Consider the following 12,572-nt stretch of genomic DNA (forward strand, 5'->3'; position numbering starts at 1 on the left):
CAGTCCGGTGGGGGACACGGGTAGTCCTCCAGTGCACCTCTCGGAATCCGGCGCGCTCAGGCGGTCGTAGCACTTGATCTTGTTGTTCGGCGAGGAACAGGATCATGACGTGCGGAAACTGTTGACTTTGGCTGATCGGGAGGAGATCTCCCGGGTTGGCCGCTGGCCGGCGGTTGTGCGACATCGCTGCGGTGGTGGGGCGGGATCGGTCGGTGATCTCTCGTGAGGTCGCCCGTCACGGCGGCCGGGCCGGCTACCGGGCGGGGCCGGCTGAGGAAGCGGCGCGGGTCGGGCGGTCCCGGCCGAAGATGTTCGCGGTGGACCGGTCACCGCGGCTGCGGGAAGTAGTGACCGGGTTGTTGCAGATCGGCTGGTCCCCGGCCTCGATCGCGGGCCGTCTGCCCCGGCTCTATCCGACCGACGAGACTTACCGGGTGTCCTCACGAGGCGATCTACCAGTGGGTCTATGCCACCCCGGTGTCCACCCTGGCTCGCGAGTTGATCGCGTTACGGACCCGCCGGACCGCCCGTCGTGGCGGCGGTAGGCCTCCATCTGCTCCCCGGATCGTCGAACCGACCTACATCGATGAACGACCTACTGAGGCTGAGGGGCGGGCGGTGCCCGGGCACTGGGAGGGCGACCTGGTCATCGGTAAAGCAGGTAAGACCGCGGTAGCGACGCTGGTGGAGCGCACTTCGCGGTTCCTGGTCCTGGTCCCGCTGCACGGGCGTGACTCCCACACTGTGACCCGGGCGGTGGTCGCTGCGACCGCTGGGCTCCCCGAGGTGATGCGCCGCTCGCTGACCTGGGACTGCGGGGCCGAGATGGCCGCCCACCACGTGGTGTCCAAGGGCTCGATGCCGGTCTACTTCGCTCGCCCGCGCTCTCCCTGGCAGCGCGGCAGCAACGAGAACCTCAACCGCATCGTGCGCGAGTACCTCCCCAAAGGCGTGGAGATCCCCTCCGACCCCACCTACCTGTCCATGATCGCCGCCGACATCAACGACCGACCACGTAAAATCTTCGACTGGAAGAAACCCTCCGAGGTATTCAGCGAACTCATCGAGGCAAGTGCTTCCACCGCCTGAGCGCGCCGGTGACGCACGCCTACGAGCAGAGCCACTGAGTCCTGGCCGCTGAGATTCGTACGGGTGTGGTGAGGGAGCGCTCGATGGCTGTGCTGGCAGGTACCGACGACGGCGATGCCGTCCTGGACGTTCACGACATTTGTGATGATGTCGAGGATGTGGTTGATGGTGATGATCGGCGGGTCGGTTTCGGTGATGACGAGTACGACGTGTTCGTCGTGGGCGGGTGAGGCGGGGTGACTGAGCAGATGGCGGCGTTCCCGGAGTTCGCCCCGGCCTCTGCGTCGGTGGTGCGGTCGATTCAGGGTGAGCAGGCCGCCCGGGCGGCTGCAGGGCCCCGGCAAAGTCGCTAGATGATCTTGTAGGTGGTCAGTGGTCGATGGGGGTCGCGGGCGTGGTGGCGGAGTGCTGCGGCGATGTTGCTGACGCCGTGCAGGCGTAGCGCGGTGATCGCGAGGTTCCGCAACGCCGACATGACCTGCGGGGCGTGACCGGTGTGGGCGGTGGCGCGGTCTTCGTCGAAGCAGACATCACGGACCCAGTGCAGGCGATTCTCGATCGACCAGTGCCCACGGATCCAGCGGGCGAGCAGTCCTGGATCGGCGTCGGTGCTGGTCAGGCTGGTGATCGCGTAGGCGGTCTCGGTTCTCCACTTCCCGCCAGGCCGCAGTGGGCGACGCCGGCGCACCAGCTTGATCGCCTGGGATGCGTGGGGGAAGAACTCTGCGCCCAGGTCGGGACAGGGGTGCAGGCTGACCACGCTGATCGTGCGGGTCTCGACGCGGCCGTGCCCACGCCCGCGTTGACGATCAGCGACGCCGATCTGGGTCCAGGGCAGCGCCCGTACCCGTGCCAGCAGCGTGGGCTGGTTCGCTTTGATCGTCATCAGGTAGTGCCCGCCGCGGCGGTGTAGGTAGTCGGCGTGGGCTCGCTGGGTGTGCAGAGCGTCCGCGGTGACCAGTACATCGTCGAGGTCGAGGGGGTCGAGCAGCGCGGTGAACGCGGTGATCTCGCTGCCCTTCTCTGCGACCTGAACCTGGCCGAGCACGCCACCGCTGGTCTGGTCGAGCACCGACACCAGATGCGGGAGCCAGACCCTGCCGTCGGCGGCACGGACGCGGGCGCCGCGCAGGGTCTTGCCGTCCAAGGCCAGCACGCGACGCTGTTCTCGCCGGGGTGTGCCCTCCGGGGCCGGCTGGGCGCTGAGCTGGGGCAACACCCAGGACTGCAACGCCGCCTCCAGCGCCGAGGCGTCGACCCGTTGCAGGACCCGGCGGATGGTCGACTCGTGCGGAGCGACCGCGCCCACCCCGAGCACGTCCAGCACGGCGCGGCCGACGTCATGGGCGTACTCGGCGATCGCGGTGAACGACCGGGCCCCCGCCAACACCGCGCACGCCCCCAGTAGCAACACCGCGAGGACACCGTGGCGGACACCGCGTGGTTTCCGCGGGTCCGGCACTCGCGACAGGGCCTCCACCAGCGACAACCCCGCCGCCTCACCGACCGGCGCGGCTCTCCCCGCGTCAGGACCGACCTCCAGGCCTTCCAGAGCAGCAACGATCGGAGACACTGACACTGCGGACACAGGCTTCCTGACGTGAGCAAGGATTCGACACCCTCATGATCACGCCAAGCCTGTGTCCGCACCCACCCCCACCCCCCACGTCACCGCAGCTCAGGACCCACCCATCACGACTTTGCCGGGGCCCTGCGGGCGGCTGGGGTGCGGCCGCGGGCATCCGATGATGATGTCGACGCCTATGTCGATGGGGTGTCGGATGAGGTGTTGGCCTGTCGGGAACGGGGCCGGCATCTGTTCCCCACGATCCGGCAGGCGGGTATCCACTTCACCGGTGTGGATGAGACCGGGTTGCTGTTGCGCAGGTTGCGGTGTGGGTGTTGCCGGTTGGCGGTGAAGGTGGAGAAGTGGGAGGGCGCCCAGGTCGGGGGCCGGACCCGGTTCCGCCGGGTCGCCTCGAGTTTGGAGTACCGGGTCGGCGCTGACGGGGAGCAGTACCTGGCCCCGTCCGGGTCGGGGTTCATGACACCCCGGCAGGTCGGCGACGCGATCGCGTCGAAGGCATTGTCGGGGGCGACGCTCGCGGCACTGCAACGCGCCGCCGCCGAAGCCGGCGACGTGGACGAGGAGTGAGGACCCGCGCGGCCGGGCAGCCCGGCCCGGTCGGGTATCTGCGTGTGGTGGGTGGTCGGTAGTGGGTGTTCGCACGGTCCGGTTCTGCGACATCACCGGTGTCGAGTCCGACGACGTCGTTCACCACGAGTTGCAGATCGATCAGATGCGGATCGAGATCGACCTGGTCGACAGCGAGTACGAACGCCTCCTGGCCGCGTTACGGCCCTTCATGGACGCGGGCCGGGTCGAAGCCTCCATCCCTACCATCCCTACCGTTCCTGCTGTCTCCGCTTCTGCGTCCATCGCTTCTGCTCCCGTTCCCGCGGTTGCGGTCGGGGCTGATTCTTCTGCTCGGAGTCTTGGCGTGACGGGGGAATCCGTGACTGGCGACACGGCGCCGGAGGGTGAGACTCGGGAACTGCTGGCTGATGTGGCGGTGGTGATGGCGGGTCGCCGGCGGGTGTTGTCCCGGGAAGTGGTCTTGTCGTTACAGCAGTTAGCTCCGGGGGTGTACGGGGCGTGGTCGCAGTATCGGCTTTCCCGGGAGTTACCGACGAGCGCTAAACCGTATGGTGATACCGGCGGCATGTATGTTTCACTACAGAAAGTCATCGCTGCGCGTAACGCGGCCCGCCGGGCCGCTAAAAAGAAACCTACTAAGAAGCAAATAACGGGTGCGGGTGTGTCGTCTGCGGGTGGGGGGCTGTTCTGATTCATCGCTGAGGCCCGTTGAGTTTCTGCCGTTAACGACTTTTCCTGAGATAGCGGGGTGGATCGATGCCAGGCGGCGGGAGCGATCCGAGTTACATGTACTCGAATGGCTGGTCCGGTAGCCGCGCGGATCATGACCCGGTGGTCGCGGCGCGCGCGGCGGGTGTGGTGGTGTCGTTCGCGCGTGACGGTGACGACGCGCGGTTATTGTTGGAGATGCTGGACCTTGTCGAGGGCGCGTCCCGGTTGGCGGACTCTTTCCGGAGTGAAGAAATATAGCCGCTGTGCGGCGTGTTTCGAGGATTATTCAGTGCCCGTGTGAGAGCGAGGAGTTGCTGTGGACATGAATGAGGTGTCTGAGGACAGTCGCGGCGTGGCGATCATCGCTCATCTCTCGGCGCTGTTCGCCACGGTGCTCAGTGCTGGGTCGTTGAGTCTGCTGGGTCCGTTGTTGATTTGACTGGTCAAGAAAGACGATCCGTTCGTGCGGAGGGCTGCCGCGGCGGCGTTCAACTTCAACCTGCTGATCTGGATACTGTTCCTCATCGGCTGGCTGCTGGTCTTCACGATAGTCGGAGGCTTATTCAGGCTCCGTCAGGTAAGTGCGTAGAAGATGAGTCCGATGACTGCCGAGATCGTCGTTTTAAATGTGGCGTAGGGTCGGCGGTAGTCTGTGTGGAGAACTTTCCACGACTTGATATGGGCGATGACTCGCTCGATGGTGGCGCGTGTGCGGTTGAGGCTCTTGTTGAATGTTTTCTGCCAGTCGAGAAGTTCCCGGCCGGGTTGTTTTTTGAACGGGGTGAGCATGCCGCGCCCGATGTAGCCTTTATCGCCGATCGGTGGGTATGTGGCGAGGTGGTCGAGGGCGCCGGATTGGTCGAGGCAATGTAGGTCGTGTCGGGAGCCTGGGGTCGGGTCGGAGATCCACGACAGCTGCCCTTCCAGGGTGGCTGCGACCTGGACGACGACGCCGGTGGTGCGATGCTTGCCCGACCACAGACCTGGTACGGCGGTCCATGACCAGCAGGGCAGCAGGGTTCCGTCGATGATGTACTGCCGATCGGCACGAAGCTCCTCCGCAGTCGGAACTACACTCCGCAGCGCCTGCGCCAGCAACGGTGTCACCCCCGCGATCGCTCGACTGACCGTCGACTGCGACACCCCGTAGGTTTCCGCCAACTCCCACTGCACACGATTCCCGCGCAGATACGCCAACGTGATCACCACCGACCAGAACAATCCCAGAATCGGCGGCCAAGGCCGTCGCAGGCCAGTCGCGTTCCGCTGATCCTGCTCATGCACCAGAGCGGCAAGATCCTGAATCTCATCACGCCGAAAGCCAGTGGTATAGTACATACTGCGACAGCCCATTCATCTCGGATTGATTCGACAAACCAATCTTCGCGATGGACGGGCTGTCGCCCAACCCGACACGCCGGGCTAGATCGTTATTTCACGGGCCCTGAATAAGCCTCTCGGGATCATCGTCGCGATCCCGTTGATGGTGGGTCTGTTCGTGGTCTCTCTGTGGTGCCACATCAAGGGCGCGGTCCGGGCGTCGAACAACCGGGCCTACGACTACCCGTTCCAGCTGCGCGTACTGTCCTGACCGTCCCCGGGCGTGAGGTAGCCGGCCGCGGTGATCGGGGATGGCGCCGGAGGCGACGGTGTCGACGTCGCGGTGGAGCTGGTCGCCGTCGGGACGCTGGTAGGCGTCGAGGGTGGTGGCGCGGATGACGGGCAGGTGCCGGTAGAGCAACAGCACCTCACCGCGCGGCAGGGTGCGGATCGCCGCGGGCGGGTAGATGGGTACGTGAAGCGTCCACGGTGTGATGCCGCTTCCTTTCGAGTCTGGAAGGAAGATGATCGTGCCGAAGCAGATCCCGGAGGAGACCAAGCAGCGAGCGGTCCGGCTCGTGCTGGGTCATCTCGATGAGTACCCGAGCTTGACCGCTGCCTGTCAGACCGCCGCTGCCCGTCTGGGCTGTGGCGCGGAGTCGTTGCGTCGGTGGGTGCGTCAAGCCCAGATCGATACCGGGGACCGTGACGGTGTCACCTCGAGTGAGTCCGAGCGGGTCCGGTTGTTGGAACGGGAGAACCGCCAGCTTCGTGAGGCCAACGCGATCCTGCCGGACGCAACGGTTTTCTTCGCGGGGGAGCTCGACCCCCGTAGGCGTTGATCGTCGCTTTCATCGACGCGCAACGCCGACAGGGCTCGATCAGCGCCCACTGAGCACCGCTGGTGTCCGAGGGGTATCGCCGCTTACGCCGAGCCACCTGTCCACCTGACTTCGGTCACTTGTCTTAGTGCTTCGCCGCGGGCTGACGGAGCGCGTCGAGGAGGGCCTGTTTGTCGGCGGGGACGGCGGGCGGGAAGGTCTGCTGGGTGCCGTTGATGGCGATGGTGGCCGAGCGCAGTGGTCGGAGCTGGCGGACGACGTTGCGGATGGTGAGCCCGGTGCGGTTCTGGATCTCGCGGGCGACTGCGAGGGCGGTGAACACGATGGTCAGGTGCGCTTCGATGGACTGGCGTTGGTGGTGGAACATCGGGCGGGCGCGTAGGTCGGTTTTGCTCATCCGGAAGGACTGCTCGACGTGCCAGAGGTCGTGGTAGTCGCCGATGATCTCCCCGGCCGCTGCGCCGCCGGCCGGGATGTTGGTCACGTAGCCCTTCAACCCGACCAACCGGTATGCCCGAGCCAAGGAGGCCTCGTCCAGGGCGCGGGAGCCGTTGGTGACCTTGACGAACCGCGGTGTGCGCGCGGGCTTCTCGCCGGCGATGACCTCGCGGGCCCGGTTCTCCTGCAGGGTCAACGTGCGCCGGTCCCGGACGGCCCGCTTCGTGGAGTAGGCCCAGACCGCCCGCCAGGATCCCGGATGCTGGTTGGGGTTCCAGACGGGCTCGGCCTTGACCTTCGGGCTGTTCTCGCTGCGCCCGGTGCGGCGGTCGCGTGGTGTGAGGGTGTCGATGATCTGCCCGTCGACGAAGGCGTCGCCGTGCCAGTGGAAGTGCGACTCCAGGTCAACCGGGGCCTTGGTGAGTCGGGAGCCGACGATGAACCGCAGGCCGGCCTCGTCGAGGTCGCGCAGGTTCGCGGCCGAGAGCATCCCTGCGTCGGCGACCACGACCATCCCGCCCGGCTCGACCGGCAGCTGGTGTCGGGCCCGGAAGGCCTCGATGATCGGCAGGATCGTCGCGGTCTCGGTCTTGTTGCCCTCGAAACAGCCGATCTCGAGGGGGAACCCTGCGCGATCGACCAGCAGCCCGACGACGACCTGCGGGTCGACCCGGCGTTCCTTGGAGAACCCGACCTTGCGCAGGTCGTCCTCCTTCTCCGCCTCGAAGTAGAGGGTGGTGACGTCGTAGAGACACAACGACACATCCCCACTGCCACGGGCGTGGGTGAAGCAGGCCCTCGCGATCTCGTCGCGGTAGCTGCGCCCGGTGCAGCGCAGCAGGGTGCGGCGCATCGTCTTTTCGCTCGCCGCGGTGACGCCCAGACCGGCCAGCACCCGACCGGTGTCCAGGATGGACGTGGGCTCGACGATCCGGGCGATCACCAGGTCGCGGAACGTGTCATCAGCGACCTCTGCGAACCCGAGGCCCGCGTAGACCTCGGCGAGGATGTCGAACAGCACCCGCGACCCGGTCGTGATCACCTGCGGCGCACCCACCCGCCGGGTTGTGGTGCTCGGGGCGCGCCGCGGCATCTGGCCGAACAGCCCCTCCTGCGTGGCACCGCCGGCCGCGGTGGGCGCGATCAGCTCGGCCCGCCGGGGTGACGGCGCGACGCCCAGATCCAGGGCCTGCTGTGCAGCGTCGTCGATCAGCCCACGGGCCTGCTCGACCAGCAGGCCCAGCTCGGCCTCGGTGTGCGCTGACCCGACATGGGCCACGATCCGTCGATGGCCCTGCACGGACTCGGCGATCTGGACCGCGGTCGCCCCGGAGGCCGTCCGTACCCGCCTCACCCACGCCACCTGACCGAGCGTAGAGCACCGAATTAGTGCCTCACACCGCTCCCGCGCAAACACATCACCGCAGCTCAGCGCAGTACAAGCTGCGAAACCAGGCTCGGGTGACCAAAGTCAGGTCCGAGGGGTATCGCCGCTTACGCCGAGCCACCTGTCCACGATGGACCACACCTGGCCGGGTGCAGCGCTGACACGCCGACACTTCTCAAACACGCACTGAGGTGGTGCGGCACGATGTCCCATCGTGAGGGTGTTGGTGGTCGAGGATGACTTAGGCGTGGCAGGTGCCCTAGCAGAGGCGGTGCGTGTCCGCGGGCACGGCGTCGTGCACGCGCCGTCCGGGGGTGCAGTGATCGGGTTGCTCGGCGAGGTCGATCTGGTACTGCTCGATCTGGGCCTGCCTGATTGTGACGGCCTGAGTCTGTTGCATCAGGTACGGCAGGACTCTGCGGTCCCTGTGATCGTGTTGACCGCTCGCTCTGCGGAGGGTGACGTCGTGCGAGCGTTGCACCTCGGTGCCGACGACTACTTGGTCAAGCCGGTACGTCTGCGCGAGTTACTTGCCCGCATCGATACCGTCGTGCGCCGGGCTGCAAACGTGCTCGCAGACGCTACAGTGGTAGAGGTGGAGGACGTGCGGGTTGACCTCGGTGCCCGCCAAGTTATCGTCGGCGCAGTAGACATGCCCCTGACCGGGAAAGAGTTTGCCGTGCTCGCGGCGCTCGCCAGCCGCGTCGGAGTGGCCGTGAGCCGCCGCCAGATCCTCGACGAGGAGTGGGGGACCGCGTCGGTCGCCAGGTCGAAGTCGCTGGATGTACATGTCGCGGCGCTGCGGGCTAAGCTCAACCGCCCTGGACTGGTCGCGACCGTGCGTGGGTTCGGTTACCGCCTGGGTCGGTGACGAGGTGCAGCGACGTCTGTTGCTCGTCCTCTCGTTTTTCTCCTTGCTTACGGTGGCCGCGTTCGTGATGCCGTTACTGGAGCAGCAGGCGACCACGCGGGCCCAGGCTTGGGCGCTGACTCGCGGCGCCGACCTCGATTGGTTCGCCGAGATGGCCGCCCTCGAGGGAACCGATGATTCCCACGGCGTTCTGGACTGCGGCGCACGTCGTCACGCGGACCTCTACCGCGAAGGCGTACTCGTCGTCGATGCGCAGCGGCGACCGGTGGTATCGGTCGGCCTCGCGCTGGATGCCCCTGGGGTGCCCGCTGCGCTGGACGCGGCGCTGCGCAATCAGCCGTCGGTCGCCCCGACGTGGATTACGCCGTTCGCCCGCGACTCGGTGTTGCTGTGGCAGCCGGTCGGGACCGGGCACCGCGCCAACGGGGCTGTGCTGCTGCTCGCCGACCCGGCACGAGCGGCCGCTGACGTGGCCCTTACCTGGGCACTTGTGCTGTGTGGGGCACTTGCTGCAGCGGTCGGGTTCGCTGCGCTCGCGCTGCTGCTGGCCCGCTGGGTGCTGCGTCCAATCGGGGTGCTGGCCCGCGGCGTCGGAGCCGTCGCGCAAGGTCGCGCAGGGGAACAGATCGCCGTCTGTGCTGGGCCGCGAGAACTACGTGAGCTAACTGAGTCGTTCAATCGGATGTCGGCAGCGGTCCGTGCTGGCGCAGCTGAACAGCAGCGCCTCGTCGCCGATGCGTCGCACCAGATTCGGAACCCGCTGAGCGCGTTGCGGCTGCGAGTCGACGGGCTTGACCCCCATATCGCTGCCAGCGGTCGCGCCACTTACGACTCCACGCTTGGAGAAATCGACCGGCTGGAACGACTGTTGGATGGGATGCTGGGACTCGCCTCAGCTGAGGCGCAGTCGGCGGCGGTCGCTGCCGGCACCGCTGCTCCCGCACACTGCAACGCCGCCGTCGTCGCAGCCGGTAGAGTCGACGCGTGGCGGTTGGCCGCCGCCGCCTCGGGGGTAACCCTCGAGGGCTACTCCGGTGACTGGGAGCCCTTGGAGCTACCCGCTGGCTGGCCCGACGGCTCTCTAGAGCAGGTGCTGGACGTGCTGTTGGACAACGCTGTGCGGCACACCGGCCGCGGTTCGACGGTGCGGGTGCGGTGGTCCAGCGGGCTGAACGGCGGGACGGTCGCGATCTCCGACGACGGACCCGGGATCGCCGCCGACGATTTGGCCCGCGCTCGACAGCGATTCTGGCAGGGCGCTTCCCCCGGCGCTGCCGGAGGCTACCGGCTCCACACCCGGCGCCGCGCGGACGGCCTCGTGCTGCCGTCCTGAGCCGCGGCGCCGGGAGCGGGCTCAGGACAGGGTGATCGACCCGTCCGCGACGGTGACCTGCCGCGGGTCGAGCGGCCGCTGGGCCGGTCCGTCGAGGACGGCGCCGTCGAGGGAGAAACGGCTGTTGTGGCACGGGCAGACGATCTGCCCGTCGGTGATCTGGCTGACGGCGCAGCCCTGGTGAGGGCAGATCGCGGACAGCCCGGTGAACGTCCCCTGCTGCGGCTGGGTGACGACGACCTGGGCGTCGGCGAAGATCGCGCCGCCGCCGACCGGCACCGCGGACGCCGGGCCGAGGACGGTGCCGGGGGAGCCCTGCGGGGCGTCCCCGCTCTGGGCCTGGCCACCGTTGTCGGTGGTGGTGGAACCGCTGCCGCCACCGCAGGCGGCGACCGCGCCGATCGCGGCCACGCCGGCGCCGGCGATCATCGCGCGGCGACCGAGGGCGGGACCTCCGGCGCGCGGGGCGGGCTCGGGGTCGGTGGAGGACGTCGTGGGGAGGGTCATGGCTCTCCTGGGGGAGGCCGGGCGGGGCCCGGCGGTGTGGTGGTGGCGGCCCGGGGGTTCGGGGACCCGGGCACGTGACGAGCCTCCCATGATGTCCGGTTCGAGGGAGGACGGGTGTGTCGTTCCGCCACACCCGCGCCGTGTCCCGGGCCGCTCTCGCTACCGTGGGTGCATGCCGTACACGATGCGCCAGCCGTCGCTGGGCGTTCCCGTGCCGAGTCTGGAGATCGTCCTGGGCCTGCTCGCCTGGGCGGTCGGCGCGGGTGGCCTCGGGAACGGGTTCGCCACCGTCCTCGTCGCGCTCGGGATCTTCCTGACCGCGTACCTGTGGATCGTGCGCCGGCGCAACGCCGCGATGGCGGTGACCCTGCACCCCGAGCGCAAGCGCCGGATGCAGCGGCTGATCGTGATCGGCGTCGCGGGGGTCGTGCTGCTGCCGTTGCTGCTGTCCCTGGTCGGCTACGGCGAGCTGTCCACCTCCCTGTCCGCCGCGCTCGTCGGGGTGCTGCTGATCCAGGCGTCCACCGTGCTGGAGGAGCGCAGCCTCGTCGCGACCGGCGGCCTGGTCCTGCTCATCGCCGCGTTCGGCGCCTTCCTGGCCCTGACCTACGAGGGGCAGGGGACCGGGTCCGCGGTGCCGGTGACCGGTCTCTGCGCCGGGATCGTGCTGTGGGTCGCGGCCGCGCGCAGGCTCGGGATCCTGGAGGACCTGTCCCGGCGCTTCAACGTGCGGATCCCCGGGATCCGCTGACCCGCGACCGGGCTGGCACACTGGGGGTGCCATGTCCAGCCTCCCGCTCGTCTTCGACGCACCCGCCGCGGTACTCCGCCCCGCCACCTCGCCGACCTCGACCCGGCCGACCGTGCCGCCGTCGCGCAGGAGCTCGGCGTACCGCGGTTCCGCCTCGACCAGTTGGCCCGCCACTGGTTCGGTCGTCTCACCGACGACCTCGACGCCATGAGCGACCTCGGCGGTGACGTCCGGGAGAAGCTGCGCCCGCTGCTCCCGCCGCTGGTCACACCGTTGACCGAGAAGGCGTGCGACGGCGGCGCCACCCGCAAGACGCTGTGGCGCGGCCACGACGGCGTGCTCGCCGAGAGTGTCCTGATGCGCTACCCGGACCGGGCGACGGTCTGCATCTCCAGCCAGGCGGGCTGCGGGATGGCGTGCCCGTTCTGCGCCACCGGCCAGGGCGGTCTGCAGCGCAACCTGTCGACCGCCGAGATCGTCGACCAGGTCCGGCGCGCAGCGGCCCAGGCGCGCGACGGCGTGCTGGACGAGCCGACCCGGTTGTCGAACGTCGTGTTCATGGGGATGGGCGAGCCGCTCGCCAACTACAAGCGGGTCGTCGCTGCCGTACGCCGGATCACCGAGCCCGCCCCGGACGGGCTGGGCATCTCCGCCCGCGGGGTCACCGTGTCCACCGTCGGGCTGGTCCCGGCGATCGACCGGCTCCGCGAGGAGGGCATCCCGGTCACCCTGGCGATCTCGCTGCACTGCCCGGACGACGAGCTGCGCGACACCCTCGTCCCGGTCAACAACCGGTGGAAGGTCGCCGAGGTCCTCGACGCGGGCCGCCGCTACGCCACCACGACCGGCCGCCGCGTCTCCATCGAGTACGCGCTGATCCGTGACGTGAACGACCAGCCGTGGCGCGCCGACATGCTGGGGAAGGTCCTGCGGCAGCACATCGGGACCTCAAGGGTGCACGTCAACCTGATCCCGCTGAACCCGACGCCGGGCAGCGAGTGGGACGCCTCGCCCAAGCCCGTCGAGGAGGAGTTCGTGCGCCGGGTCCGGGCGGCCGGCGTCGCCTGCACCGTCCGCGACACCCGCGGCCAGGAGATCGACGCGGCCTGCGGCCAGCTCGCCGCCTCGCACCCGGGCTGACCCGCCCGGCGGCCCCTCGTGCCGC

15 protein-coding genes and 1 pseudogene are annotated in these 12,572 nt (G+C 68.4%); 12 read left to right on the plus strand and 4 right to left on the minus strand.

Annotated features, from left to right (window positions below; translation table 11 throughout):
• Positions 1–411: 411 nt before the first annotated feature.
• Complete coding sequence (locus KPL57_RS05945) at positions 412–1,089, plus strand: IS30 family transposase (protein WP_308252791.1); 678 nt, start codon at positions 412–414, stop codon at positions 1,087–1,089.
• Between the two features lie 83 nt (positions 1,090–1,172).
• A complete protein-coding gene (locus KPL57_RS05950) occupies positions 1,173–1,319 on the plus strand; it encodes a hypothetical protein (protein ID WP_226350831.1) in 147 nt (48 codons plus the stop codon).
• Positions 1,320–1,438: 119 nt separating this feature from the next.
• On the opposite strand, the gene KPL57_RS05955 is transcribed toward KPL57_RS05950, so the two are convergent.
• Entirely contained in the window at positions 1,439–2,662 is a 1,224-nt protein-coding gene (locus KPL57_RS05955; protein WP_226350739.1) for an ISAs1 family transposase, read from the minus strand.
• 336 nt (positions 2,663–2,998) lie between these two features.
• On the opposite strand from KPL57_RS05955, the gene KPL57_RS05960 reads away from it, so the two are divergent.
• From KPL57_RS05960 to KPL57_RS71775, 4 genes are all read left to right on the plus strand, one after another.
• Positions 2,999–3,244: a hypothetical protein gene (locus KPL57_RS05960; protein WP_226350832.1), complete on the plus strand. Its 246-nt coding sequence runs from the start codon at positions 2,999–3,001 to the stop codon at positions 3,242–3,244.
• Between the two features lie 61 nt (positions 3,245–3,305).
• Positions 3,306–3,938, plus strand: coding sequence for a hypothetical protein (locus KPL57_RS05965; RefSeq protein WP_226350833.1), 633 nt, complete (start codon positions 3,306–3,308; stop codon positions 3,936–3,938).
• Positions 3,939–4,274: 336 nt separating this feature from the next.
• Positions 4,275–4,397 carry a hypothetical protein gene (locus tag KPL57_RS65945; RefSeq protein ID WP_264197799.1) on the plus strand — a complete coding sequence of 41 codons (123 nt, stop codon included), beginning with the start codon at positions 4,275–4,277 and terminating at the stop codon, positions 4,395–4,397.
• Complete coding sequence (locus tag KPL57_RS71775) at positions 4,398–4,547, plus strand: DUF4870 domain-containing protein (protein WP_226350850.1); 150 nt, start codon at positions 4,398–4,400, stop codon at positions 4,545–4,547.
• Here KPL57_RS71775 and KPL57_RS05975 read toward each other — a convergent pair.
• Positions 4,532–5,296, minus strand: a complete 765-nt coding sequence (locus KPL57_RS05975) for a transposase family protein (RefSeq protein ID WP_226350834.1) — start codon at positions 5,294–5,296, stop codon at positions 4,532–4,534. The genes KPL57_RS71775 and KPL57_RS05975 overlap by 16 nt on opposite strands.
• Positions 5,297–5,432: 136 nt before the next feature.
• Between KPL57_RS05975 and KPL57_RS05980 the strand changes: the two genes are divergently transcribed.
• Both KPL57_RS05980 and KPL57_RS05985 read left to right on the plus strand, forming a co-directional pair.
• Positions 5,433–5,549 (plus strand): DUF4870 domain-containing protein, encoded by a 117-nt coding sequence (locus KPL57_RS05980; RefSeq protein ID WP_226350851.1) that lies wholly within the window; start codon positions 5,433–5,435, stop codon positions 5,547–5,549.
• Between the two features lie 259 nt (positions 5,550–5,808).
• Entirely contained in the window at positions 5,809–6,120 is a 312-nt protein-coding gene (locus tag KPL57_RS05985; protein ID WP_226350835.1) for a transposase, read from the plus strand.
• Between the two features lie 124 nt (positions 6,121–6,244).
• On the opposite strand, the gene KPL57_RS05990 is transcribed toward KPL57_RS05985, so the two are convergent.
• Positions 6,245–7,921, minus strand: a complete 1,677-nt coding sequence (locus KPL57_RS05990; RefSeq protein WP_226350710.1) for an IS1634 family transposase — start codon at positions 7,919–7,921, stop codon at positions 6,245–6,247.
• 238 nt (positions 7,922–8,159) lie between these two features.
• Here KPL57_RS05990 and KPL57_RS05995 point away from each other — a divergent pair, with 238 nt between their 5' ends.
• On the plus strand, positions 8,160–8,816 hold the full coding sequence (locus KPL57_RS05995; protein WP_226350836.1) for a response regulator transcription factor: 657 nt from the start codon (positions 8,160–8,162) through the stop codon (positions 8,814–8,816).
• A 4-nt stretch (positions 8,817–8,820) separates the two neighbouring features.
• A complete protein-coding gene (locus tag KPL57_RS06000; RefSeq protein WP_226350837.1) occupies positions 8,821–10,149 on the plus strand; it encodes a HAMP domain-containing sensor histidine kinase in 1,329 nt (442 codons plus the stop codon).
• Between the two features lie 21 nt (positions 10,150–10,170).
• On the opposite strand, the gene KPL57_RS06005 is transcribed toward KPL57_RS06000, so the two are convergent.
• Positions 10,171–10,656: a Rieske (2Fe-2S) protein gene (locus tag KPL57_RS06005; protein WP_226350838.1), complete on the minus strand. Its 486-nt coding sequence runs from the start codon at positions 10,654–10,656 to the stop codon at positions 10,171–10,173.
• 172 nt (positions 10,657–10,828) lie between these two features.
• Between KPL57_RS06005 and KPL57_RS06010 the strand changes: the two genes are divergently transcribed.
• Both KPL57_RS06010 and rlmN read left to right on the plus strand, forming a co-directional pair.
• Positions 10,829–11,407, plus strand: coding sequence for a hypothetical protein (locus KPL57_RS06010; protein ID WP_226350839.1), 579 nt, complete (start codon positions 10,829–10,831; stop codon positions 11,405–11,407).
• Positions 11,408–11,438: 31 nt separating this feature from the next.
• Positions 11,439–12,547, plus strand: a pseudogene (gene rlmN / locus KPL57_RS06015) (23S rRNA (adenine(2503)-C(2))-methyltransferase RlmN).
• The last annotated feature ends 25 nt before the right edge of the window (positions 12,548–12,572 follow it).

Source organism: Pseudonocardia sp. ICBG601 (genome assembly GCF_020496245.1).

Excerpts from the sequence above, each read along its gene's own strand:
- KPL57_RS05950 (WP_226350831.1), top strand. The coding sequence starts at position 1,173 with ATGGCTGTGCTGGCAGGTACCGACGACGGCGATGCCGTCCTGGACGTT.
- KPL57_RS05975 (WP_226350834.1), bottom strand. The coding sequence starts at position 5,296 with ATGTACTATACCACTGGCTTTCGGCGTGATGAGATTCAGGATCTTGCC.
- KPL57_RS06005 (WP_226350838.1), bottom strand. The coding sequence starts at position 10,656 with ATGACCCTCCCCACGACGTCCTCCACCGACCCCGAGCCCGCCCCGCGC.
- KPL57_RS06010 (WP_226350839.1), top strand. The coding sequence starts at position 10,829 with ATGCCGTACACGATGCGCCAGCCGTCGCTGGGCGTTCCCGTGCCGAGT.